Genomic DNA, 22,768 nt, shown 5'->3' on the forward strand with positions numbered 1-22,768 from the left:
CGATGGTAGTGTGGGGTTTCCCCATGTGAGAGTAGGTCATCGTCAAGATTAAATTCCGAAACCCCAATTGCGAAAGCAGTTGGGGTTTTGTTTTGTCCGCAGGAAAGTATTTTTACTTAGGCAGCGAACAATTTTGCACAGTTATTTTCGAATCAGAACACTAGAATAGCCCCATCTTTTTCGGAGCCAGAGCCTTTATGTCAGATCCGGTTGACGCCTCAGGGCTGTCAGATTTACCGCTGGAAGACCTGGTGGCCTGTCACGAGTGCGACCTGCTGATGCGCAAGCCCAAGCTTGCCCATGGTGAGAAAGCGCTCTGCCCGCGCTGCGGTTACGAGTTGTACGCCCACCGCCATAACGTGGTGCAGCGCAGCCTTGCCCTGGTGATCGCAGCATTATTGCTGTACATCCCGGCAAACTTTTTACCCATCATGCAACTCAATATTCTCGGACAATCTTCGCAGGATACGGTCTGGAGCGGCGTGCTTGGCTTGTTCAATACGGACATGCAGGGCGTTTCGATCGTTGTATTCCTGTGCAGTATGGCTATTCCGTTGCTGAAGTTGCTGTGCCAGTTATTCGTTTTGCTGACGATTCGATTCAACGTCGGACGCAGTTACGGCTTATTGCTCTACCGCATTTATCACCACCTCAAAGACTGGGGCATGCTTGAGGTCTACCTCATGGGCGTCCTCGTGGCGATCGTCAAACTGGCGGACATGGCGGCCATCACCGTCGGCCTCGGTCTGGCGTGTTTCATCGGTTTGTTGTTGGTTCAGGTCTGGCTGGAAGTGGTGATGTCACCGCATCAGATCTGGCAGGCGTTATCAGGAGAGGATGCCCATGCGGGCGATTGATGCGGGCATTCTGATCTGTACCGAATGCCATGAATTGAACAAACAGGATGCGAACACCGACGAGCAGACCTGCACCCGCTGCGGTGCGCTGGTTCACGCTCGTCGTCCGAACAGTCTGGCCCGAACCTGGGCCCTGCTAATCACGGCTGCGATTATCTACATTCCGGCCAATGTGTTGCCGATCATGACCGTCAGCTCGCTGGGTCAGGGCGACCCCAGCACCATCATGTCCGGCGTGATCCAGTTGGTACAACACGGCATGATCCCGATTGCCGCAGTGGTGTTCATCGCCAGTATTCTGGTGCCGACGTTTAAACTGGTCGGTATCGCGCTGTTGCTGTTTTCTGTACAGCGCCGCCAGCCATTGTCTGCACGGCAGCGCATCTGGATGTACCGCTTCATTGAGTTCATCGGTCGCTGGTCGATGCTCGACATCTTTGTGATCGCCATTCTGGTGGCGGTCGTCAACTTCGGCCGGCTTGCCAGTGTCGAAGCCAATCTTGGCGCCATCGCTTTCGCCAGTGTGGTGATTCTGACGATGCTTGCCGCAGTAACTTTCGATCCCCGACTGATTTGGGATAACACGGAGTCGGACGACGACCATGACTGATTTGCCTGTAGCGAAAACCCGACCGGCCTCCAACTGGTCTGCCATCTGGGTACTGCCCCTGATCGCCCTGATCATCGGCGGCTGGCTTGGCTGGCGTGCCTATAACGAAACCGGTATCGAGATTCAGGTTCGCTTCGAAAGCGGTGAAGGCATCCAGGCCAACAAGACCGAGGTCATGTACAAAGGCATGTCAGTCGGTAAGGTGAAGACGCTCAAGCTCGACGACGAAGGCAATTCCAAAGGCGTGATCGCCACTGTGGAGATGAACAAGGATGTCGAACAATACCTCAAGACCAGCACCCGCTTCTGGTTGGTGAAACCAAGCGTCACCCTGGCCGGCATCACAGGACTGGAAACACTGGTTTCGGGGAACTACGTGGCCATCAGCCCGGGTGAAGGCGAGCCGACCCGCAAGTTCAAGGCCCTGGCTGAAGAGCCGCCATTGTCGGATTCCAAGCCCGGTCTGCACCTGACCATCAAGGCCGATCGCCTGGGTTCGTTGAATCGCGGCAGCCCGGTGTTCTACAAGCAGATTAAAGTCGGTCAGATCAAAAGCTACGTGCTGTCCGAAGACCAGAGCACCGTTGAACTCAAAGTGTTCATCGAACCGACTTACGCCAAACTGGTGCGCAAACACACACGTTTCTGGAATGCCAGCGGCATCAGTATTGACGCCAATCTGTCGGGGGTGAAAGTGCGCAGCGAATCCCTGGCGAGCATCGTCGCCGGGGGTATCGCCTTCGCCACACCGGAGAACCGCAAGGACAGTCCGCCTACCGATCCAAGCCTGCCGTTCCGTTTGTATGAGGACTTCGACGCCGCCGCTGCCGGCATTCGGGTCAAGGTCAAACTCAGTGACTTTGAAGGCCTGCAGGCCGGCCGCACGCCGGTGATGTACAAGGGCATTCAGGTCGGCAACCTGAAAGCGTTGAAAATCGATCCGGATCTCAACAGCGCCACGGCCGAACTGACGCTGGATCCTCTGGCCGAAGACTACCTGGTCGAAGGCACGCAGTTCTGGGTGGTCAAACCGTCGATTTCCCTGGCCGGTATTACCGGGCTCGAAGCGTTGGTAAAAGGCAACTACATCGCCGTGCGCCCGGGCGACAAGGGTGCTGCGCCGAAACGCGAATTCGAGGCACGGCCAAAAGCACCGCCACTGGATCTGCGCGCCCCGGGCCTGCACCTGGTGCTGTTCACCGATGTTCTCGGTTCGATCGAAGTCGGCAGTCCGATTCTGTACAAACAGGTCAAGGTTGGCTCGGTCCAGAGCTATCAGTTCTCCAAGACCAAAAAACAAATCGTCATTGGCGTGCATATCGAGAAGGAGTACGAAAATCTGGTCAACGCGTCGACACGCTTCTGGAATGTCAGCGGCATCACCCTCACCGGTGGTCTGACGGGCGGGATTCAAGTGAAGAGCGAGTCGTTGCAGACATTGATGGCCGGCGGTATCGCTTTCGAAACCCCGCAAGCCAAGGCGCCGCTGCAGAAGCGTATTCCACGCTTCCGTCTGTTCGCCAACCATGACGAGGCCAACCAGAAAGGCACGCTGGTAACGATCAAGGTCGACCGCGCCGATGGTTTGCGCCCGGGCACACCGATTCGTTTCAAGGGCCTGGATGTCGGCAAGATTGAAGACGTCGATCTGACCGACGACCTGCAAGCCGTGATGATTACTGCGCGGATCACTGAAGTGCCGGAGAAGATTGCCCGGGTCGGCAGTCAGTTCTGGGTGGTCAAGCCGGAGTTGGGACTGATCAAGACCCAGAACCTGGAAACCCTGGTCACCGGGCAATATGTAGAAGTGCAGCCGGCGGCGAAAAATCTCGGCCCGCAGAAGAACTTCGTTGCGCTGGCCAGTCCGCCGGAAGTGAGCAAGCAGGAGGCTGGCTTGAGTCTGGTGTTGAGCGCCGCGCGGCGTGGCTCGCTGAAACCGGGCGTGCCCGTGACCTACCGCGAAATCACCGTGGGCAAGGTCACCGGTTATGAACTGGGCCAGACGGCCGACCGGGTGTTGGTGCACATTCTGATCGAGCCGAAATACGCGCCGTTGGTGCGCAGCGGTAGCCGATTCTGGAACACCAGCGGCGTTGGTTTCGACATCGGCTTGTTCAATGGTCTGACAGTGCGTACAGAGTCGCTGGAGACGGCGATTCAGGGAGGCATCGCCTTCGCCACGCCGGACGGTGAGCGCATGGGCAGCCCGGCACGGCCTGAGCAGACGTTCCCGCTGTTCGACAAGTTCGAGGATGAGTGGCTGACCTGGGCGCCGAAGATTTCGCTCGGTAAATAATTCTGAGTTGATGTGGCGTCTACAAAGACGCCATCGCTGGCAAGCCAGCTCCCACAGGGTTTCATGTCGTATACAGAATGTGTGTTCAACGCAAAAACCNTGTGGGAGCTGGCTTGCCAGCGATGAGGTCCTCCTATTCAGCACAAACCCAAAGCCATAAAAAAGGGCCGCGATCCCAACAGATCGCGGCCCTTTTTTTGCCTTCAGCTAACGCCGATCAAACCTCATCCAGCTCTGGCTCATCGGCTTGCACGTTGACGGTGGCCTTCACCACATCATGCCGGCGGATGTACTTCCAGTCCGCCTCGTCGATGTAGATCCCCGCCGGGCCGCTGCCGCCTTCCAGGTCGATGGCGACACTGGCGCAGACTTGCGGTTTCACACTCGCCAGAATCGGCACAAAGCCCAATTGCAGGCTGGTTTCCAGCAGCGCTGCCTGGTTCTTCTCGTCAATGTCCGCCGCCTCGTCGAGGTAGTACGGCAGGCGCACGCGACCGGCCAGGTCGCGATCCATCAAGTGCAGCAACAAGTACATGTTGGTCAGCGCCTTGATGGTCATGGTGGTGCCGTTGGAGGCCGCGCCGTCGATGTCGGTGTGGATCACCGGCTGACCGTTGACCTTGGTGATCTCGAACGCCAGCTCGAACAAGTCCTTGAGGCCGAGCTGGTTGTGGTTCGCCGCCACCAGCCGTGCCAAGTATTCCTTGGCCTCTTCGTTCTTGTTGTCCTGCTCGGCGCTTTGGCTCAGATCGAATACCGACAGGGTTTCGCCTTCTTCGTACTGACCGGCGCTGTGGATGATCTGGTCGATGTGCTTGAGTGCTTCCTTGTTCGGCGCGAGGACGATACGGAAGCTCTGCAGGTTGGACACCTGACGCTTGTTGATCTCGCGGTTGAACAGCGCCAGTTGGTGCTCGAGGCTGTCGTAGTCGCTGCGAATGTTGCGCAGGGTCCGGGCGATGTCGGTGACCGCCGCACGCCGCGCCTTGCCCAGCGTCAGCGCTTCATCGGTACGGTGCGCATAAGCATTGATCAGCAACGACAGGCGGCGCTCCATGTCGTCTTCGCTGTCGAACTTGGCCACGCCTTTCAGACGCACTTGCGCGTACAGCGCTTCGATCTGTCCGTCGGCGCGCAGCAGACCCTGCCAGCTGTCCTGATAGTCATTGAGCAGCGGCAACAGGTTGTCCATCGAATCGTCGACCGGATCCATGAACGGCGTGCCGAATGGCAGATCCGCCGGCAGCAGCTGACGGCGGCGCAGGGTATCGTCGAGGGTGCGCTGCTTGGCTTCCATGTCGGCGATCTGCCGGCCGACCAGTTGCAGCTTGGCCGACAGTTGCTGGACGCGCTCGGTGAACGCATCGCTGGAGCGCTTGAGTTCGTCCTGCGCGGCTTCCATCTGCGCCAGTTGCTCGAGCTTGTCGCCTTCTTCGGCGCTCAGCGTTTGAGTGCGACGGAAATCTTCCAGGGCTTTCTGCGCATCCAGCACTTGCTGGTACAGCGCTTCGGTCTGGGTCTTGCTCGCGGCGCGGTCGGCGGCCACGGCTTGCTGAGTCTTGAGCTGCTTGAGCTCTTTTTCCAGACGCTCTTTCTGGTCACGCAGCGCGGCGCGGTCGGCCAGCGCTTGCAGAGCCGGCGGCTCGATGTGCGAGATGTCGATCGACAGCCCCGGCACTTCGAAACGCTCGCCCTTGAAGCCATCGAGGATCAGCTCGACCGATTTGACCCACTCGCCGTCTTCGTCGAGGGTGATGCCATGTTCGCCCAGCGGCAGGCTGAACAGCGCGCTGTTGAACAGGCGCATCAGGCGCTCGACGTCCTGTTGTGAGAATTCTTCACGCAGGCGGGCGTAGCTGTTGTTGTCGGCGTGATCGAGTTGCTGTTTCACCGACTTCAGACGTTTTTCCAGGTCGCGCAGACGCTCTTCCAGATCCTCGGCGCTGAACTGTCGTGACTGTGCCAGCGCACCAGCCAGTTCGTCGTGGGCGTCCTTGGCCGCGAGCAGTTGTTGCTCCAGCACTTTGACGTCATCGACCAGCGCAAAGCGGTTCTTCAGCACCGACAACTCGCCGAGCCAGCGCTGAATGCCGGTGATTTCCCGCTCCAGGCGCATCAGCTCCTGGGTGCCGCCACGCTGGTCGTTTTGCAGGTCGTCCTGCTCGCGACGGTAGTGTTCGGCCTGAATCGTCAGTTCTTCCTTGCGTGCATTGGCGTAGTCCGACCAGGTGCCGAGCAACGAGTCGAGCAGCGGCGACAGGCGATGCAGTTTGCCGCGCAGCACGTCGCGCTGTTTCACGCCGTTGGCCAAGGCCTCGACCAATGGGCCGGCGGCGACCAGCGAGTTGTAGTCCTGCTCCATCCGGCGCACATCGCGGAAGGCTTCTTCGCACGCAGCAATGTAGTCGACGCTGCCGGAACGCAGGCTGTGCTCGAAGGCATCGAGGAACAACTGCTTCAACTTGGCCGCAGTGATTTCACGCATGTGCAGCAGGTTGATGAACAGCGCGCGGAAGGTCTTCAGGCTCTGCTCGCTGGTGGAGCGCAGCGGGATCAGCGTCAGGTCCAGCGGGATAGAGGTGTGCCCGCCCACCAGCAGACGACGCAGTTCGTCCGGCTTGAGTTCGTAGGCTTTCAGGCCTTCTTTCTCAAGGTTGCTGAACAGTTCCTTCTGACGCAGGCAGGTGTCGTTTTTCTGGTAATGCGCCAGATCGAGCTTGCCGGCGTAGGCGAAGAACTGGTGACCGAAACCACCGCCCGGGCCACGGCCGACCACGCCGATCACGTGCGGGCCGTGCGGTAGATTGACTTCGACGAGGATGTAACTGGTGTCGGAGGCGAAGTAGAAGCGCCGCGATTGTTCCAGGCTGTACTTGCCGAAACTCATGTCCGACATGCGCGCCAGGATCGGGAACTGCAAGGCGTTGATCGAGGCGGATTTGCCGAGGTTGTTCGCGCCGTAGACCGACAGCGGTTCTTCCAGCGGGAACAGGCCGAGGCTGTAACCGGCGGTGTTCAAAAGGGCAAAGCGGCGGATGCCGTAGCGTTCCTGGCTCATGCGTCGGACTCCTGTTCTTCGGCAATGGCGCGGGCCAGTGCGTCTTCTTCGCTTTCTTCCTCAAACTCGCTGAGATCGAGCGGATCGTCGGTCTCGAGGAATTTCGCTTCGGCCTCTTCGTCGATCAGCACCGGTGCCGGCAGCGGCAGCACGCTGTGTACGCTGGCCGCCAGATCGCGGTCCTGCTGCACCGACAGGCACACGTCGAGGAAGCGGTGCATCGGCGGCAGGAAACGGTACACGCCGTTTTCTTCGCTGGCGAAACCGAGCTGGGTCATGCGGCGCATGATCTTTTCTTCGAGTTCTTCGACGGTCTGCACTTCGGCCTGGATGAACAGGTCGCGGTATTTGTCCAGCAGCGACGGCAGTTCTTCACGGCCGAGGCTGCCACCGTCGAGCACGGCGATCGGATCGCGGCCCTGATCGGCCAGGTGCTCGACGAGGATGAAGGTGAACAGCGCCAGGCGCTGAGCGGTCTTGTTCACCGCCGCAGCGGCCATGTCCGGCACGAAGTAGTAGAAGCCACGGGTGTCGCAGACCAGCTCGAACCCCAGCGCCTTGAACAGCGTGCGGTATTGATCCTGGAAGTTCGACAGTTGCGCGTACAGTTCCGGGTCGCGGCGGCTGACGTGGTAGCCCTTGAACAGCTCACGGAAGATCGGCGCCAGTTGGGACAGTTCGGATAGATCAAGATGCATTGGGGATGCTCGCAGAATCCTCGGCGGCGGCAGGGTCGCGGGCCGAGAGCAGGGCGAAGGAGCGCAGGCTGACCTGATGCTCGTGAGTGTGGTATTCGCGGCGTTCCAGACGCTCGCGGGTGAAGCGTTTTTCCCGCGACAGGCGCGAGAACCAGTAGAGCAATTCGTCGGTGGCACCATCCGGTTCCTGCTCCAGCAGCCAAGTCATCAGATCCGGCATTGGCAGGGACTCTTCGCAACGCTCGACCATCTCGCGCACGGTGCGCGGTGCACGTGGCGCATCGCCGGATTTCTGGGTCTTGTGCGCCTTGGGGAAACGCGCCGGTTTCGGCTCGAAACGCGCCAGAGCGTAGACGTAAGCCTCGACCTGACTGGCGCTGCCGAGGAAGGTGCTTTGCGGCCGGGTGAACAGCGGCATCGCCGCTTGCGGCACGGCGTCGATGCCTTTGCGGCGGATCGCCGCCAGCGCCAGCGCGGCACCACGGGTCACGGCGTTGTGCCGACGCGCCTCTTCCCGCAGCGGCAGCAGCAGTTCGCGGGCGTGGCGCAGGGTCAGCTGGGCACTGGTCTGCATTTCGAGGATGCGCGCGTGGGTGCGCAGCAGCATGTCGTCATCGACCAGGTGGCCGAGGCGCTGCTGTTCGCTGAGCATTTTCAGCAGCACGGTTTCGACCTTGCGCACGCCTTGCTCGAAGGCACCGTCGGCGTTCACCAGATCGATCATCGGCTCGACGTATTCGTCCCAGGTCGCCAGGACTTCGGCGTATCGCTGACGCAGCGGAATCTGCCGGTCGCTGGTCTTGGCCCGTTCGGCCACGGCGACCAGCGCCTGTTCGTCGTTGTCGAGTTTCTTCAGTACGTCGCGCACGCGCATGTCGAGCAAGCGCAACTGACGGGCGAGGTCGTTGCCGTCGCGCACATCGAACGCGTCCTGAATGTAGCCGGCCAGCCGTTCGAGGTGGCGCAGATAGGCTTCGATCTCCAGGCAGAGGCCCAGCCGGTGTTCACGGCGCAGATAGGCAAGGAAGTCGTGAATTTGCGCGTTGAGCTCGAAACGGTTCGGGCTTTTCGCCACGGGGACCAGAATGTCGAGGCGAATCCACACGTCGAGCAGGCTGGTGATGTCCTGCGGCGTGCTGTCCAGTTGTTGGGCGGCCAGTTGCGTGCGCAGTTCGTTGAGGCTCAGGGTGCCTTGGTCGAAGTGCTCGCACAGTGGCTCAAGAAGTGCCCAGTGTTCAGCGAGGGCGCGCAAGACGCGCTTGGGTTCGATCATCGGAATGGCCGGCTGGTTGGCGATTAAAAGCGGCGATTGTACTGCATCAGGAGGGATGCGATTCACTCTCGGGACGGGCTGTCGCATTTTCTAAGGGAGCGAGCCCAGGTAAAGGCTATCGATCAACAGCAAGCGATCTTGAACGAAGGGCTGTAGAATCAGCCCACTTCAGTTATCCACAAGTGGCCGACCCTTTGCTAATCGAGTCCCGCCGCCGCGCCTATTTGAACGCCATGCAGGTGGTCAACTGGCTGCCGCGCACCGAATTGCCTTTCGCCGCCCCGTCGCGGCCCGAGCTGCTGGACACGCCCGAGCCTGAGCCAGAGGTCGCGGTGATGCCGGTTGTGCAGGCCGAAGCTCCGGTGCAGCCTGCCGCCCGTCCGGTCGAACGACCGAAGATCGAAGTGCCGCGCCCGTCGCTCGCCAGTACCCGCAATGGCGCCAAACCGGTGGAAGAGGTCGAGGAGGCGCCAGTTGTCGCCAGACCCGCGCCCGTGCCGCCACCGCGTTTTGCCCTGCAATTGCTGCGCGCCGGGGCTTGCCTGCTGCTGGTCGAGTTACCCACAGGCGAGGCGTTCCAGAGCCGCGATCCGGCCTACCTGCTGCTTAAAGACATGTTGCGCGCCGCCGGTCTGCCGGATGCGCCACAAATCGTCGGCGAGCCGGTGCGTTGGCCGTGGCTGAACCGCGGCACCATGGATCAGGGCCCGGAAGCGGCACGCGACTTCGTTCAGGGTTTTCTTTCGGTACAGATGGAAGCGGCACCTTGCGCCTGCCTGTGGTTGATTGGCCTGCCGGCGGTGCGCTTTGCCGGTGAAGCGGACGCTGAAGCGTTCAACAGTGAGCTGCAGATCGAAGGCCTGGGCCTGGCCTGGGCCATTCCCGGTCTGGAATTGTTAATGGAAGAGCCACAGCGCAAAGCCGCTGTGTGGCAAGCCATGCGTCGGCTGATGGCGCGCTGGAAACCATCGAATGAGTGAAGCTGTATCGTTCCGCCCGATGACCGAGGCGGACCTGGACGCGGTATTGAAGATCGAATACGCGGCGTACAGCCATCCCTGGACGCGCGGGATTTTTCTCGACGGGCTGGGCAAATACCAGATCTGGCTAATGTTCGAAGGCCAGCAGCAAGTCGGCCACGGCGTGGTGCAGATCATTCTGGATGAGGCGCACCTGCTTAACATCACGGTCAAACCGGAGAATCAGGGGCGAGGGCTGGGGCTGACGTTGCTGGAGCATCTGATGTCGATTGCCTACAAGGCTGACGCTCGGGAATGCTTTCTGGAAGTGCGTGACAGCAATACCGCAGCGTTCAAGCTGTATGAGCGCTATGGCTTCAACGAAATTGGCCGGCGCCGGGATTATTATCCGGCGGTGGGCGGGCGTGAAGACGCCGTGGTGATGGCCTGCACGTTGGTTGACTAATCTCCTGTAGGAGCTGCCGAAGGCTGCGATCTTTTGATTTTGTTTTTAAAAGCAAGATCAAAAGATCGCAGCCTGCGGCAGCTCCTACAGGGGATTGCATGATGGCGGTGACTAGCGGTTGCCATCCAGCGGATCACGCCGCGCCAGCTCCGCCTCATCCAGACCATTGCCGCCGCCGATATCGTCCTCGTCGACAATGCTCAGGTCCCAATCCGCCTGATTGCCTGCGCCAGCCTCTTCGGCATCGCGCGCACCATCTTCATGAATCAGTGTTTCCGGGCTCAGATCATCGTCGGTCGGCTCGTGGTCCGCCGTCGATGCACCGGTCAACCCGGCCTCACGCACGCGCTCGTTGGGCATCAGTTGCTCGCGTTCTCGCGCCGGAATCTCGTCACCAATCCTGGCGCTGGGTTCGTCTTCATCAAAATCCAGTTCATGCACCGAGCCCATGCGGTCCTCGTTATCATCGATCGGTTCCGGTTGCACCGCATCGTACGGACGTCGTGAATCAGTCATGGCAAATCCTCATACTGTGGGCCTTACTAAGTGGACTCACCGCACACACAGGAATTCCAACGAAAACACTTGCGACCCTTGCGTGACCCCGACGGGTGGTCGTCTGTCATACCAGCGCATCTTTCTTGAGGCCTTAACCATGCACGACTTACAAGACCTGATTGATAACAACGAGCGCTGGGCTGACGCGATCACCAAGGAAGATCCGGAGTTCTTCGCCAAACTGGCGCGCCAGCAGACCCCGGAATATCTGTGGATCGGCTGCTCCGACGCGCGGGTGCCGGCCAACGAGATCGTCGGCATGCTGCCGGGCGATCTGTTCGTACACCGCAACGTCGCCAACGTGGTGCTGCACACTGATCTCAACTGTTTGTCGGTGATCCAGTACGCGGTCGACGTGCTCAAGGTCAAACACATTCTCGTGACCGGCCACTATGGCTGTGGCGGCGTGCGTGCCTCGATGCAGGATCGCCAGTTCGGCCTGATTGATGGCTGGCTGCGCTCGATCCGTGACCTGTATTACGAAAAACGTGAAGAACTGGCCAAGCTTCCGACCGAGGAAGAACAGGTCGACCGCCTCTGCGAGCTGAACGTTATCCAGCAAGTGGCCAACGTCGCCCACACCAGCATCATCCAGAACGCTTGGCATCGCGGGCAGAGCCTGTCGATTCACGGTTGCATCTACGGCATCAAGGACGGTCGCTGGAAAAGCCTGAACACCACCATCAGCGGCTTCGAGCAACTGCCGCCGCAGTACCGTCTGCGCCCGGCCGGAGCGTTGTAACTCAGTCTGGATGTCGCCAGCGCTGCAAAAAGTGCTGGCCCTCGATCGTGGGTGGTTCATCGTAACCGGTGATCCACCCACGGCAGCGCGGCGAGCCGCAAGTACAGGCGAACTGTTGCTGCAAACGGTCTTCGGTGGCCGCGAAGTCGATGGTCAGGCGCTCTCCCGGCTGAATATCGCGCAGCGCCCATAGCCACAGTTCGCTCATGTCGAGGAACGCATTCGGGTCGCAGGCATGTTCGAGCAATCCGCAAAAACGCGGATCGTAGAGATGGATGCCGGCCAGTAGCTGGCGAGTCTGGCGGCAGCGATAGGGCAGCAGTTGCCCGGACACCCGACACATCCGGGTGATCCGCAGGAACGCCCGACGCGCCACCACCGATGCGCGGCCATCGTCGTGCTGAACGATTTCGAAGTCCTCGCTGGATGGGAAACCCAGGCGCACTGGCAATCCGGCAAACGGGTAAATGCCGGGTGCGTCGCGGGGGATGTGATGCTGATGGGCCTGATTGTTCATAACGATCCCTGTCGGCAAATGCTGCGACTTCCTTGATCTGACGTCCTGTCAGCGCTGCAACATGTTTGGATCCGATCCTCTCGCGTAAACGCCAAAGCGTCTACTGTCAGATCTGACAGGCGTGATCGGCTGCTTCCCGTGTCAGCATCGACTGACACGGGAAGGCTTTCAGCCCATCAGAGGTGTGGCGCGGGAACGGTGGTGTCCGGCATTTCGCCCTGAAGCTGTTGCAGTTGTGCCTTGATCGGCGTGGTCGAGCACTTGGCGGCAGCCTGGGCCGGGGTCAGGTTGCGGATCGAGGTGTAGAACAACTCGCAGGTCTTGCCCTTTTGCGTCACTTGCCAGGTTTGCGTACAGCTGCTGAGCAGGGTTTTCGCATCGGTGCCGGGCTTGCTGCCCATCCCGGCCTGCCAGCAGGCCGCGCTCAAGTCCTGGCCCATGACCTTCAAGCCGGCGGCATCGGCTTTCGCTTCATCGCCGTCGTAGCTGGCCGGATCGGCGGCGTACCAGATGTAGCTCGGATGGTTCGAACCCAGCACCGGCACGTTCACCCCCGCACTCGGGCTGATAGTCGCCAGACCCAGTACGGCGACGGTCGGGCCATACTGCTGCTTGATCCAGTTACGCACCGGTGCGCCGAACGCGACCATCGGCAGGGTGGTGCCGGCGCTGGTCTGGCTGAACTGCTTGACCAGCGTGGTCTGATAATCCTTGAAGTAGTCGTAGACACCTTCCAGGTCACTGCCGGCATTGGACGGCGCCGCGATGGGGGCGATGTCGATGATGGTCTGATAGGCCGGCGTCTGGTCGGCCGGAATGCCGTTGGCGCTCAACAGCGTGGCCCAGCGATCCGTGGTATTCGAGCGCAGGTAATCCTGGGCCTGGGTCAGCGAGTAATCCGGCGGGAAGTGCAGCAGCTCGACGCTCTTGCGGTTTTCCAGGGCCATGCCCAACGGCAGGAACAGGTACCAGCTGTACGCCCATTTGCCATCGGCATTGAGCTTGCTGGCGCCGGTATAGGCCAGATCACCGGCGTCGAGCAGCGCCGACAGCGGCTTGTCGTAGCCTTTTGGTACGCCACTGATCTCAACGTAAATCTGCCCGTTATCGTTCTTTACCAGCACCTTGGCATTGGCGTAACCATCGCGCTGCACGCTCTGGCTCAAATAGTGGGCGACCGTCTGCTCCAGCGACCAGTTGCGATAGCAGATCACGCTGCAGTTGTTGGGGTAGGCAAAAAGGCGAGTGACGCGCTCGGTGCTGCCCAGCTTCAGATCGACATCGGCGTGGGCCGCCGCGCTCAATGTGAGCGCGGCGAGTGTCAGCGCGGCGGGGGTAAATCCTGCGAGTTTGAACATGCTCAGATCCTTTTCAGCGTGGGTTCCCCGGAGTTTGGGGCGCTTCATATTGGATCAGCCGTGTTGCACAGTGAAGCTGTCATTCGCGGATTTTTTCGTCAGCTCGCCGCACTCGGCTCACGCCTGAAAATGCAGGGCGTTGCTCAGGTCGCCCATGGGTTTCTGGCCACGGGCGATCATTGCCTCATCGCGCTGCTTGAGGCCGTCGAGGGTTTCCAGTTGGAACACCCGGGTGATCAGGCGCAGGATCGACGCCGTGTCGTAGACCGTGTGATCCACCGTGCCTTTGCGGGCGAACGGCGACACCACCAGCGCCGGCACGCGCGATCCCGGCCCCCAGCGATCGCCCTTGGGCGGTGCCACGTGGTCCCACCAGCCGCCGTTTTCATCGACAGTCACGACCACCACCATGTTTTTCCACTGCGGACTTTCGCGCAGCACCTTCAGGGCGCGGACGATGTGCCGGTCGCCGGAAGCCACGTCGGCATATCCAGCGTGCATATTCAAGTTGCCTTGTGGTTTGTAGAACGTGACCGCCGGCAACTTGCCGGCCTCGGCGTCGGCGAAGAATTTGTTGGTGCTCGATTCATCCCCCAGCCCGGCATCGCGCAGGCGTTTGCTGCGCTCCTGCGGGTTTTCCGGGCCTTGTTGTTGGAAATAGTTGAACGGCTGGTGGTGATATTGAAAGTTGGGGATCTTCGGAATCCCGCCGGAATCCTTGTATTGATCCAGCGTCGCTTGCCACGCGCCGGCGTACCAGGCCCAATCGACATTCTTCTTCGACAGCTTGTCGCCGATGTGCTCGTGGGTCTGCGGCACCAGCACGTTGGGCAGATCCGGTTTGGAGTACGCCGGACGCTCCGGGTCGCGAATCCATGTTGGCCAGTACGGCGGGGCAAGGGTGTTGACACCGTAGCCGTCCGGCGTCAGCGCACTCGGGCCGAACTGCGGCGGGCCGCTCATGGCGCTGGCTGGCGATGCCTCCAGCGGCTTGAGGCGCGGATCGGTCGGGTCGGCGCTTTGCAGCGCGGCGATCTGCGACTTGGCGACCGAATTGGCCGCGTCCGGATAGAACGGCGCGGTGGCGCTGATCAGGTATTGGTGGTTGAGGAACGAGCCACCGAACGCGCCCTGGAAGAAGTTATCGCACAGCACGAACTCCTGAGCCACGTCCCACAGACGCAGGGAATAACGGCTCTGAGCGTAATGGCCCATGGTCAGCCCGCCGGAATCGGCCCAGGCAACAAAGCCATCGTTCTTGCCGCCGTTGATCTGCATCTGGTTCTGATAGAACACGTGCCACAAATCGCGGGTCACCAGACCGAACGGCAGGTCTTCGCCGTTCGGGCCTTTGAGGGCGAACGGTGCGTTGGGCAGGTATTCCTGAAACTGCGTGGCGCTGGGGTAGGTCACGCCATCGAGGGTTTGCGGGCCGATCTGCAACACGCCGCCCCAAACGGGAGGCAGCGTCTGCAACAGGCTGCCGTCGCGATCACGTTGCTGGTAATCGGCAGGTTTGAGCGCAGACAGCGGCTTCTCGACACCGGGGAAATCACCGAACAGATTGTTGAAGCTGCGGTTCTCGGCGTAGATCACCACCACGGTTTTCACCTGCTCGCGCAGGGCCTTGTCCAGCTCGGCTGACGTCAGCGGGCGCTCGGCCGGTTTGCCCGGCGCATTGCTGGCGTTACCGCAGCCGGCCAGCGTCGCGCCCACACCGAGGACGGCAACTCCACCGAGGAAGCGGCGGCGACTGGTGTCGGTGGGGGTGTCGGATTCAGGTGCGTCAGTGCTGTCTGTTTCGTCTTTCATCTGTCAGCCCGTTTTGCTTAATTGTTTCAGTTTGTTTCGGGCGGACGCTAGCAAGGGAATGTGACGGTTGGGTTACAAAATCGTGCGGTGTCTACGACCCCTTCGCACTGCTAGACTGCTGCAATAGCGAAACTGGCCTGAGTGAACCATGAAGCCTTCCATTGCTCTTGATCTGCAACGAGCTGCCGTTCGTGAGGTTGTCGGCAGATTCCGTGTGGCCAATCCGCGCGTGTTTGGCTCGACGCTGCTGGGTACCGATATGGAGGGCAGTGACCTTGATCTGTTGGTCGATCCATTGCCCGGTACCACCTTGTTTGATCTCGGCGGGCTTCAGGTTGAGCTCGAAGATTTGCTGGGCGTTACCGTCGACCTGTTGACCCCAGGAGATCTTCCGCTGAAGTTTCGTCAGCAGGTACTTGAACAGGCCCGTCCCGTATGATCGCGAACCGGCTCGGCGATTACCTTGAGCATATGCGTCAAGCTGCAAGCGATGCGCTGGTCTTCGTCGAAGGTCTGAGCAAGGAAGAGTTCGTCGACGACAAACGGACGCAACAAGCGGTCATCATGAGCCTGGTCATTATTGGCGAGGCGGCAACCAAAATAATGGACCGGTTTCCGGAGTTCGCGGCTCAGAACACTCAAACTCCCTGGCGCAGCATGCGCGGGATGCGTAACCGGATCGCTCATGGTTATTTCGACATCAATCTGGATGTCGTTTGGGAAACAGTTCAGGTTGCCTTGCCTGAGCTATTGAGAGTCTTGCCCTCCGAGTAACATTGATAGCACCTGCCCTGAGGCAGGTGCTATCTCGTCAATCTATGGCATTACCGGCGGCGTATACGCCAATGTCGTCCCCAGCACCCACAGCAGGAACAGCACCAGCGGCGTGTGCACCAGCAATTGCACGAACGAGAAGCCGATCAGGTCCCGCGCCTTCAAGCCGAGCACGCCCAGCAGTGGCAGCATGTAGAACGGGTTGATCAGGTTCGGCAGCGCTTCGGCGGCGTTGTAGATCTGCACGGCCCAGCCGAGGTGGTATTGCAGATCGTTGGCCACTTGCATCACGTACGGCGCTTCGATGATCCACTTGCCGCCGCCGGACGGGATGAAGAAACCGAGAATCGCCGAGTACACGCCCATCAACAGCGCGTAGGTGTCGTGGGACGCGATGCTGACGAAGAAGGTCGAGATGTGATGCGCCAGCGTCTGCGCATCGGCACCTTTGACCGTGGTCAGCAGCGCAGCAATCGAGCCGTACAGCGGGAACTGGATCAGCACGCCAGTGGTGGTCGGCACCGCGCGGGCCACCGCATCGAGGAAGCTGCGCGGGCGCCAGTGCAGCAGCGCGCCGAGCATGATGAACAGGAAGTTATAGGTGTTGAGCCCGGAAATCGCGGTGATCGCCGGTTTGGTCGAGAACTCGTGGAACAGCCAGCCGGCCGCCAGCAATACCAGCAGAATGATCAGCAGCGGACTGTGCTCCAGCCATTCGCCGGGCCGGGTGCGCGGTTGCAGCGGTGGCAGATTGAACGCCGGGTCGATGCCGCAATCCTTGGCGTCGCGCGCAGAGTTCGGGCCGGGCGCGGTAGCGTAAGCGACGATGATCGAAATCACGATCAGCGCCAGCAGCATCGCACCGGACTGCCAGAGGAAGATGGTCTGCGTGAACGGAATCACCCCGGTGATCGACAGGATCGCCGGCGGCAGGCTGGCCGGGTTGGCCTGCAATTGCGCTGCCGATGATGACAGGCCCAGCGCCCAGACCGCGCCGAGGCCCAGATACGCCGCCGCACCGGCCGCGCGGTAATCCATTTTCAGATCGGTGCGGCGGGCGAGGGCGCGCACCAGCAAACCGCCGAACACCAGCGACAGACCCCAGTTCAACAGCGAGGCGACCATCGATATCAGCGCGACCCAGGCCACGGCGGAGCGGCCGTTTTTCGGGATGCGCGCCAGTTTGTCGATCAGTTTGACCGCCGGCGGCGAACTGGCGACCACATACCCGCCAATCACCACGAAGGCCATTTGCATGGTGAACGGGATCAGGCTCCAGAACCCGTCACCGAACGCCATCGCGGCATCGGTGGGTTTGGCGCCCATGGCCAGCGTGGCCAACGCGACAATGATCACGGCCAACGCGGCGAACACCCAGGAGTCGGGGAACCAGCGTTCGGCAAAGTTTGAACAGCGCAAGGCAAAGCGCGCGGAGCGGCTATCTTCGATATCAACGGCCACAGGAAGTACCTCGGATTTTTATGGTTATTGTGGTCCTTGGGACATTCAAACCCGACAACCCTGTGGCGAGGGAGCTTGCTCCCGCTGGACTGCGTAGCAGTCCCCTGCTTTTAAAGTTCAGAGGGGGCCGCTTCGCGACCCAGCGGGAGCAAGCTCCCTCGCCACAGAGGTAGACCTGATTCAGATGTGTCCCGCCAGACAAGCCTCAACAGTAAATCAACCGCCGCCATTTTGTGAGCAGGTTTCTGCCAAACCGTGACCATGGTCTAACGGGTTGTCCCCAGGCGGATTTGCGTAGACCATGAGCGCCTTGGTTTTTTGCCTGCCAGAGTGCTTTGCCATGACTGCCCAATCCACAGCCCGACCGGCGCCGTTCAGCCGTTCCGACTACAAGACCCTCGGTCTTGCGGCCCTCGGCGGGGCGCTGGAGATCTACGATTTCATCATTTTCGTGTTCTTCGCCCTGACCCTCAGCCAGTTGTTCTTCCCGCCGGAAATGCCCGAATGGCTGCGGCTGCTGCAAAGCTTCGGGATCTTTGTTACCGGGTATCTGGCGCGTCCGCTGGGCGGGATCCTGATGGCGCATTTCGCCGATCGCCTGGGCCGGAAAAAGGTCTTCAGCCTGAGCATCCTGATGATGGCGCTGCCGTGCCTGCTGATCGGGATCATGCCGACTTATGCCCAGATCGGTTATTTCGCGCCGCTGCTGTTGCTGGCGCTGCGCATCCTGCAAGGCGCAGCGGTTGGAGGGGAGGTGCCGAGTGCCTGGGTGTTCGTCGCCGAGCACGCGCCTGCCGGACATCGCGGTTACGCGCTGGGCTTTTTGCAGGCCGGGCTGACCTTCGGTTATTTGATTGGTGCGTTGACCGCGACTTTCCTTGCACACGTGTTCAGCCCGGCGGAAATCCTCGATTACGCCTGGCGTTATCCGTTCCTGCTCGGTGGCGTGTTCGGCGTGATCGGTGTGTACCTGCGCCGCTGGTTGAGCGAAACCCCGGTGTTCATGGCCATGGAGGCGCAGCGTGAAGCGCGGGTTGAACTGCCGCTGCGTACGGTGCTGCGCGAGCATCGGCTGGCGATGTTGCCGGCCATGCTGCTGACCTGCGTGCTGACCTCGGCCGTGGTGGTGTTCGTGGTCATTACGCCGACCATGATGCAGAAAACCTTCGGCATGACCGCCAGCCATACCTTCGCCCTGAGCGCGCTGGGCATTGTCTTCCTCAACATCGGCTGTGTGATCGCCGGGCTGCTGGTCGACCGTCTGGGGGCCTGGCGCACCGTCATGCTCTATAGCCTGCTGCTGCCCTTGGGAATCGGCGTGCTTTACAGCTGCTTGATCATGGGCGGTTACTGGATCGGGCTGGCATATGCCATCGCCGGCCTGGCCTGCGGTGTGGTGGGGGCGGTGCCGTCGGTGATGGTCGGGTTGTTCCCGGCGCGAATTCGCGTGTCAGGCATCTCCTTCACCTACAACATTGCCTACGCCGCGTGGGCGAGCATGACACCGCTGTTGCTGATCGGTCTGATGCCGTGGAGCCCGTGGATCTGCGTGATGTTCTGTGCGGTGATGGGCGTGGTGGGGCTGTTGAGTGCGCTGTATTTCGGCTCGCGGATGCCGCGTACAGGGCAATGCCAGGTGGCCGGAACTGTCTGATCGCACGCCCGTGAACTATTTTTGACCGACGGGTCTCAAGCGCTCTTCAGAAAAGAAATTCAAGGCCGATGGCTAGTCTGCATCCCGCTTTCTTTCCATCGGTATCTGCCCATGTTCAACAAACGCCTCAAGCAAGAGCTGGCCACTCTTCGTGAAGAACTCTCCAGCCTGCTGCAGGTGAAGGAAAGCCTGGAAAGCGAGATGCTGGTGCTGACCCTGGAACCCGATGGCCGGATTCAGTCGGTCAACCACAACTTCCTCGGCGAGATGCTCTACAAGAGCCAGGATCTGGTGGGGCGCGCCATTGAAGACATTGTTCCGGCGCATGTGAAGGCCGATGACTTTCATCATCGTTTCAAGGCCGCCCTGACCCGTGGCGAACATTTCGCTGGTGCAGTGCGCCTGCTGCGCGGTAATGGCGAAGAAGCCTGGCTGCGCTCCATCGTGCAGCCGGTGCGCGCTTCGGACGGGCGGATCAAGCATTTTTCGATCTTCTCCAGCGACCTGACCCGCACCATCGAAGCCTCGCGCGAACACGAAAACCTGATCGGCGCTCTGGTGCGCTCGACAGCGGTGATCGAATTCGACCTCAACGGCAACGTGCTCAATGCCAACGAGCGCTTTCTGCATGGCATGGGTTACAGCCTGGCGCAGATCAAAGGCAAACATCACCGGATGTTCTGCACGCCTGAGGAGTACAACAGCACCGAGTACCAGAATTTCTGGCGTCGCCTGAACAATGGCGAATTTGTCGCCGACCGCTTCAAGCGCGTCGACAGCCATGGTCGTACGGTTTGGCTGGAGGCGTCCTACAACCCGGTGGTCGATGCCAACAACAAACTGTACAAAGTAGTGAAGTTCGCCACGGTGATCACCGATCAGGTCAACCGTGAACAAGCGGTTGCCGACGCGGCGAGCATTGCCTACAGCACTTCGCAGCAAACCGACAGCACCGCGCAACGTGGCACCACGGTGGTCACCGAGGCGGTGAATGTGATGCGTGATCTGTCGCGCCACATGCAGGCGGCCGGTGAGGGCATCGAGGCCCTGAACGAGCAGTCGCAGGTGATTGGGACTATCGTCAAAACCATCAGCGGCATTGCCGAACAGACCAACCTGCTGGCGCTCAACGCGGCCATCGAAGCGGCGCGCGCTGGCGAGCAGGGCCGGGGCTTTGCGGTGGTGGCCGACGAAGTGCGACAACTGGCTTCGCGCACCAGTCAGGCGACCGAAGAGATCGTTGGCGTGGTGCGGCAGAACCAGGAGATGGCGCGTAACGCCGTGGCCCTGATGACCGATGGCAAGCTGCAGGCAGAACAAGGCCTGGCGCTGGCGGCGGAGGCGGGCACGGTGATCGTCGAGATTCAGGACGGCGCGCAGAAAGTGGTGGATGCGGTCGGGCAGTTTGCCAATCAACTCTCTAACTGATTCCCCCGCCAATACCTGTAGGAGCTGCCGAGTGCAACGAGGCTGCGATCTTTTGATGTTGATTTCAAGGATCAACATCAAGATCAAAAGATCGCAGCGTGCCGCAGCTTCTACAGGTTTTCACCAGCAGCTGACGCTACAATCTGTTCCTTTTTCCCGGAGCAGATCCCCATGAGCGCCTCCCACCGCCGCCCGGTGCCCCTGAACAAAGCCTACCGTCTGCTCAATCACGGGCCGACCGTGCTGGTCAGCGCCGCTTATGACGGCCAGCGCAACATCATGGCCGCCGCCTGGGCAATGCCACTGGATTTCGAACCGCCGAAGGTGGCCGTCGTCCTCGACAAATCCACCTGGACCCGGCAGTTGCTCGAAGCCTCCGGCACTTTTGTGCTCAACGTGCCGTGCGTCAATCAGGCTGACATCGTGCAAACCGTCGGCAATACCTCGGGGCTGGAGATCCAGCAGGGTCAGGGGCAGGACAAGTTTCAGGCTTACGGCTTGCAAACCTTCACCGGTGAAACTGTCGAGGCGCCGTTGCTTGAAGGCTGCGTGGCCTGGCTCGAGTGCCGCTTGCTGCCCGAACCGCGCAACCATGAGCAATATGACCTGTTCCTCGCCGAAGTCATCGCCGCTCAGGCGGATGAACGGGTGTTCAGCGATGGCCGCTGGCATTTCGACGGGCATGATGGCTTGCGCACGCTGCACCACGTGGCCGGCGGGCATTTCCTGACGATTGGCGATGCGGTGGACGGTAAAACCCTGCCGCTGTAACCGGCATCTGATGGAAAACGCGCGCCGGATGTAGCAAGGTGTGGGGCATTGTCGAACCAATCAGGCGCTCGCCCCATGGACCTTTCGCTTTCCAGCTATCTCGCCCCGTTGCTGTCGCTGGCGCTGTTGTGGACGGTCGCGGTGGTCACCCCCGGCCCGAACTTTTTCAACATCGCCCAATTGGCGGTCAGCCGCTCGCGCCGTCATGGTGTGGTAGCGGCGCTCGGCGTCGCCAGCGGAACCGTGCTGTGGGGCCTTGCCGGCGGCTTGGGTATTCAGACCTTGTTCAGCGCGGCGCCAACCCTGTACTTGAGCTTCAAGATCGCCGGTGGCTGCTATCTGATCTGGCTCGGCCTCAAGCAGTTCAAACGCAAAGCACCGATTGCCGCCGGTACGCTGGATGAGTCGCAACAGACCCTGCTGGGCGCCTACGGGCGGGGCTTTCTGGGCAACATGACCAACCCCAAGTCGGCACTGTTCGTCGCCACCATCTTCGCCACCGCAATGCCGGCCCACGTCCCGCCGCTACTGCTGACGCTGGCCGTGCTGACCATGGCCACGCTGTCGTTCAGTTGGTATTGCAGCGTCGCGCTGTTCTTCGCCAGCCGCCGGATCGCGAGTGTTTACGAGCGTTCACTGCAATGGCTGGATCGCTTGGCCGGTGGTTGTTATCTGCTGTTTGGGGCGCATCTGGTGGCTAATCGCTGAGCCGCAAAAACGGGCTGGGTATTACAACCTGTATCAGATTTGCTTCATTGGCTTGATCAGGCTTTCTGCAGGAATTCCAAACAATTCGTGAAGTTTCCAGATCATCGGCAAAGTCAGTGCTCGTTTGCCGTTCAACACCTCATAAACGCGGTTTTTACGACCGATTGCCGGTGCGAGGTCTGCCGCTGAGAGACCTGACTGTTCCATTCGGAATTTGATGGCATCGATCGGGTTCGGCAAATCAAGCGGGAATTGTTTTGCTTCATAGGCTTCGATGAGAGTGATCATGATGTCGAAATAATCACCCTCAGGAGTTCCGGGTTCTGGCTCGTTGTCAAAGAGTGCAGACACGTTTTTGAGCGCCGCACGGTAGTCTTCTTCGCTATGAATCGGACGTATGTTCATGGGTTACTCCATTTCGACGGTATCAGCGTCGATTGCATCGTACTGCTTGTGGGTGCCGACAAATTTTATGTATAGGGCACCGAAGCGATAGGCCACGGCTACGATCAGGCGAAAGTCATTGCCCTTGATGTTGAACACCACTCTGCGGCTTTTCAGAATGCTCGCAGAAGCGAAATGCGCCTTGATGTCCGACGGAGTTGACCAGCTTGCTTTTCTTGCTTCATCAATCCACGCCAACAGCGATTGCTCTGACTCGGGATACCGTTCCCAAAAGTTTTTCAGCTGACTGACAGCAATAATTCTCATGACGCGATCCTAGTCCCGCTATGGGACTGATGCAAGACTGTTGGCGTTTCATGGGCA

General features: G+C 60.3%; 21 protein-coding genes and 2 pseudogenes. 13 read left to right on the forward strand and 10 right to left on the reverse strand.

Annotation, left to right across the window (positions count from 1 at the left end; translation table 11 throughout):
• Nucleotides 1-197: 197 nt before the first annotated feature.
• From ACTJKS_RS25665 to ACTJKS_RS25675, 3 genes are read left to right on the forward strand one after another with little or no spacing between them, the layout of a single operon-like run.
• The gene (locus ACTJKS_RS25665) at nucleotides 198-857 is read left to right on the forward strand and encodes a paraquat-inducible protein A (RefSeq protein WP_041074803.1); all 660 of its coding nucleotides are present in this window, start codon (nucleotides 198-200) and stop codon (nucleotides 855-857) included.
• Nucleotides 844-1,467 carry a paraquat-inducible protein A gene (locus ACTJKS_RS25670; RefSeq protein WP_108183805.1) on the forward strand — a complete coding sequence of 208 codons (624 nt, stop codon included), beginning with the start codon at nucleotides 844-846 and terminating at the stop codon, nucleotides 1,465-1,467. Before ACTJKS_RS25665 ends, ACTJKS_RS25670 begins: the two co-directional genes overlap by 14 nt.
• On the forward strand, nucleotides 1,460-3,763 hold the full coding sequence (locus ACTJKS_RS25675) for a PqiB family protein (RefSeq protein ID WP_108183804.1): 2,304 nt from the start codon (nucleotides 1,460-1,462) through the stop codon (nucleotides 3,761-3,763). Before ACTJKS_RS25670 ends, ACTJKS_RS25675 begins: the two co-directional genes overlap by 8 nt.
• Before the next feature lie 217 nt (nucleotides 3,764-3,980).
• On the opposite strand, the gene mksF is transcribed toward ACTJKS_RS25675, so the two are convergent.
• Genes mksF through mksB form a run of 3 tightly spaced genes read right to left on the reverse strand, consistent with a single transcriptional unit; the run spans nucleotide 3,981 to nucleotide 8,792 of the window.
• Nucleotides 3,981-6,821, reverse strand: coding sequence for an Mks condensin complex protein MksF (gene mksF / locus ACTJKS_RS25680; protein WP_262949131.1), 2,841 nt, complete (start codon nucleotides 6,819-6,821; stop codon nucleotides 3,981-3,983).
• Nucleotides 6,818-7,519 carry an Mks condensin complex protein MksE gene (gene mksE, locus ACTJKS_RS25685; RefSeq protein ID WP_108183802.1) on the reverse strand — a complete coding sequence of 234 codons (702 nt, stop codon included), beginning with the start codon at nucleotides 7,517-7,519 and terminating at the stop codon, nucleotides 6,818-6,820. Before mksE ends, mksF begins: the two co-directional genes overlap by 4 nt.
• Nucleotides 7,509-8,792 carry an Mks condensin complex protein MksB gene (mksB, locus tag ACTJKS_RS25690; RefSeq protein ID WP_047296550.1) on the reverse strand — a complete coding sequence of 428 codons (1,284 nt, stop codon included), beginning with the start codon at nucleotides 8,790-8,792 and terminating at the stop codon, nucleotides 7,509-7,511. Before mksB ends, mksE begins: the two co-directional genes overlap by 11 nt.
• 233 nt (nucleotides 8,793-9,025) lie before the next feature.
• On the opposite strand from mksB, the gene ACTJKS_RS25695 reads away from it, so the two are divergent.
• Nucleotides 9,026-9,772 carry an energy transducer TonB gene (locus ACTJKS_RS25695; RefSeq protein ID WP_262949132.1) on the forward strand — a complete coding sequence of 249 codons (747 nt, stop codon included), beginning with the start codon at nucleotides 9,026-9,028 and terminating at the stop codon, nucleotides 9,770-9,772.
• Nucleotides 9,765-10,217, forward strand: coding sequence for a ribosomal protein S18-alanine N-acetyltransferase (gene rimI, locus ACTJKS_RS25700; protein ID WP_041074813.1), 453 nt, complete (start codon nucleotides 9,765-9,767; stop codon nucleotides 10,215-10,217). Before ACTJKS_RS25695 ends, rimI begins: the two co-directional genes overlap by 8 nt.
• Nucleotides 10,218-10,328: 111 nt before the next feature.
• Here rimI and ACTJKS_RS25705 read toward each other — a convergent pair whose 3' ends face one another.
• Nucleotides 10,329-10,733 carry a serine kinase/phosphatase gene (locus ACTJKS_RS25705; protein ID WP_108183800.1) on the reverse strand — a complete coding sequence of 135 codons (405 nt, stop codon included), beginning with the start codon at nucleotides 10,731-10,733 and terminating at the stop codon, nucleotides 10,329-10,331.
• 139 nt (nucleotides 10,734-10,872) lie between these two features.
• Here ACTJKS_RS25705 and can point away from each other — a divergent pair, with 139 nt between their 5' ends.
• Nucleotides 10,873-11,517 carry a carbonate dehydratase gene (can, locus tag ACTJKS_RS25710; protein WP_108183799.1) on the forward strand — a complete coding sequence of 215 codons (645 nt, stop codon included), beginning with the start codon at nucleotides 10,873-10,875 and terminating at the stop codon, nucleotides 11,515-11,517.
• Between the two features lies 1 nt (nucleotide 11,518).
• On the opposite strand, the gene ACTJKS_RS25715 is transcribed toward can, so the two are convergent.
• The 3 genes from ACTJKS_RS25715 to acpA form a co-directional block, all read right to left on the reverse strand.
• Nucleotides 11,519-12,034 (reverse strand): SET domain-containing protein-lysine N-methyltransferase, encoded by a 516-nt coding sequence (locus ACTJKS_RS25715; RefSeq protein WP_142579795.1) that lies wholly within the window; start codon nucleotides 12,032-12,034, stop codon nucleotides 11,519-11,521.
• A gap of 176 nt (nucleotides 12,035-12,210) precedes the next feature.
• Nucleotides 12,211-13,392 carry a hypothetical protein gene (locus ACTJKS_RS25720; RefSeq protein ID WP_108183797.1) on the reverse strand — a complete coding sequence of 394 codons (1,182 nt, stop codon included), beginning with the start codon at nucleotides 13,390-13,392 and terminating at the stop codon, nucleotides 12,211-12,213.
• Nucleotides 13,393-13,509: 117 nt separating this feature from the next.
• A complete protein-coding gene (acpA, locus tag ACTJKS_RS25725; protein ID WP_108183796.1) occupies nucleotides 13,510-15,204 on the reverse strand; it encodes an acid phosphatase in 1,695 nt (564 codons plus the stop codon).
• Nucleotides 15,205-15,352: 148 nt separating this feature from the next.
• Here acpA and ACTJKS_RS25730 point away from each other — a divergent pair, with 148 nt between their 5' ends.
• Nucleotides 15,353-15,643 (forward strand): nucleotidyltransferase family protein, encoded by a 291-nt coding sequence (locus ACTJKS_RS25730; protein WP_041074825.1) that lies wholly within the window; start codon nucleotides 15,353-15,355, stop codon nucleotides 15,641-15,643.
• Nucleotides 15,640-15,978 (forward strand): HepT-like ribonuclease domain-containing protein, encoded by a 339-nt coding sequence (locus ACTJKS_RS25735; protein WP_047296538.1) that lies wholly within the window; start codon nucleotides 15,640-15,642, stop codon nucleotides 15,976-15,978. The genes ACTJKS_RS25730 and ACTJKS_RS25735 overlap by 4 nt, the downstream gene beginning before the upstream one ends.
• A 42-nt stretch (nucleotides 15,979-16,020) precedes the next feature.
• On the opposite strand, the gene ACTJKS_RS25740 is transcribed toward ACTJKS_RS25735, so the two are convergent.
• The gene (locus tag ACTJKS_RS25740) at nucleotides 16,021-17,439 is read right to left on the reverse strand and encodes a short-chain fatty acid transporter (protein WP_108183795.1); all 1,419 of its coding nucleotides are present in this window, start codon (nucleotides 17,437-17,439) and stop codon (nucleotides 16,021-16,023) included.
• Nucleotides 17,440-17,779: 340 nt separating this feature from the next.
• Here ACTJKS_RS25740 and ACTJKS_RS25745 point away from each other — a divergent pair, with 340 nt between their 5' ends.
• From ACTJKS_RS25745 to ACTJKS_RS25765, 5 genes and pseudogenes are all read left to right on the forward strand, one after another.
• The gene (locus tag ACTJKS_RS25745) at nucleotides 17,780-19,093 is read left to right on the forward strand and encodes an MFS transporter (RefSeq protein ID WP_108183794.1); all 1,314 of its coding nucleotides are present in this window, start codon (nucleotides 17,780-17,782) and stop codon (nucleotides 19,091-19,093) included.
• Between the two features lie 201 nt (nucleotides 19,094-19,294).
• A pseudogene (locus ACTJKS_RS25750) lies at nucleotides 19,295-19,933 on the forward strand (PAS domain-containing protein); the annotation flags it as partial.
• Nucleotides 19,934-20,083: 150 nt separating this feature from the next.
• A pseudogene (locus ACTJKS_RS25755) lies at nucleotides 20,084-20,521 on the forward strand (methyl-accepting chemotaxis protein); the annotation flags it as partial.
• A 171-nt stretch (nucleotides 20,522-20,692) separates the two neighbouring features.
• Nucleotides 20,693-21,292: a flavin reductase family protein gene (locus tag ACTJKS_RS25760; RefSeq protein WP_108183792.1), complete on the forward strand. Its 600-nt coding sequence runs from the start codon at nucleotides 20,693-20,695 to the stop codon at nucleotides 21,290-21,292.
• Between the two features lie 75 nt (nucleotides 21,293-21,367).
• The gene (locus tag ACTJKS_RS25765) at nucleotides 21,368-22,000 is read left to right on the forward strand and encodes a LysE family translocator (RefSeq protein WP_108183791.1); all 633 of its coding nucleotides are present in this window, start codon (nucleotides 21,368-21,370) and stop codon (nucleotides 21,998-22,000) included.
• 33 nt (nucleotides 22,001-22,033) lie between these two features.
• Here ACTJKS_RS25765 and ACTJKS_RS25770 read toward each other — a convergent pair whose 3' ends face one another.
• Together ACTJKS_RS25770 and ACTJKS_RS25775 are read right to left on the reverse strand one after the other, a co-directional pair.
• The gene (locus ACTJKS_RS25770) at nucleotides 22,034-22,405 is read right to left on the reverse strand and encodes a helix-turn-helix domain-containing protein (protein WP_108183790.1); all 372 of its coding nucleotides are present in this window, start codon (nucleotides 22,403-22,405) and stop codon (nucleotides 22,034-22,036) included.
• Between the two features lie 3 nt (nucleotides 22,406-22,408).
• Nucleotides 22,409-22,711 carry a type II toxin-antitoxin system HigB family toxin gene (locus ACTJKS_RS25775; protein ID WP_095136800.1) on the reverse strand — a complete coding sequence of 101 codons (303 nt, stop codon included), beginning with the start codon at nucleotides 22,709-22,711 and terminating at the stop codon, nucleotides 22,409-22,411.
• Between the last annotated feature and the right edge of the window lie 57 nt (nucleotides 22,712-22,768).

Origin of the sequence: Pseudomonas sp. 22189 (genome assembly GCF_052045635.1) — a bacterium.
In the GTDB taxonomy this organism is placed as follows: domain Bacteria; phylum Pseudomonadota; class Gammaproteobacteria; order Pseudomonadales; family Pseudomonadaceae; genus Aquipseudomonas; species Aquipseudomonas parakoreensis.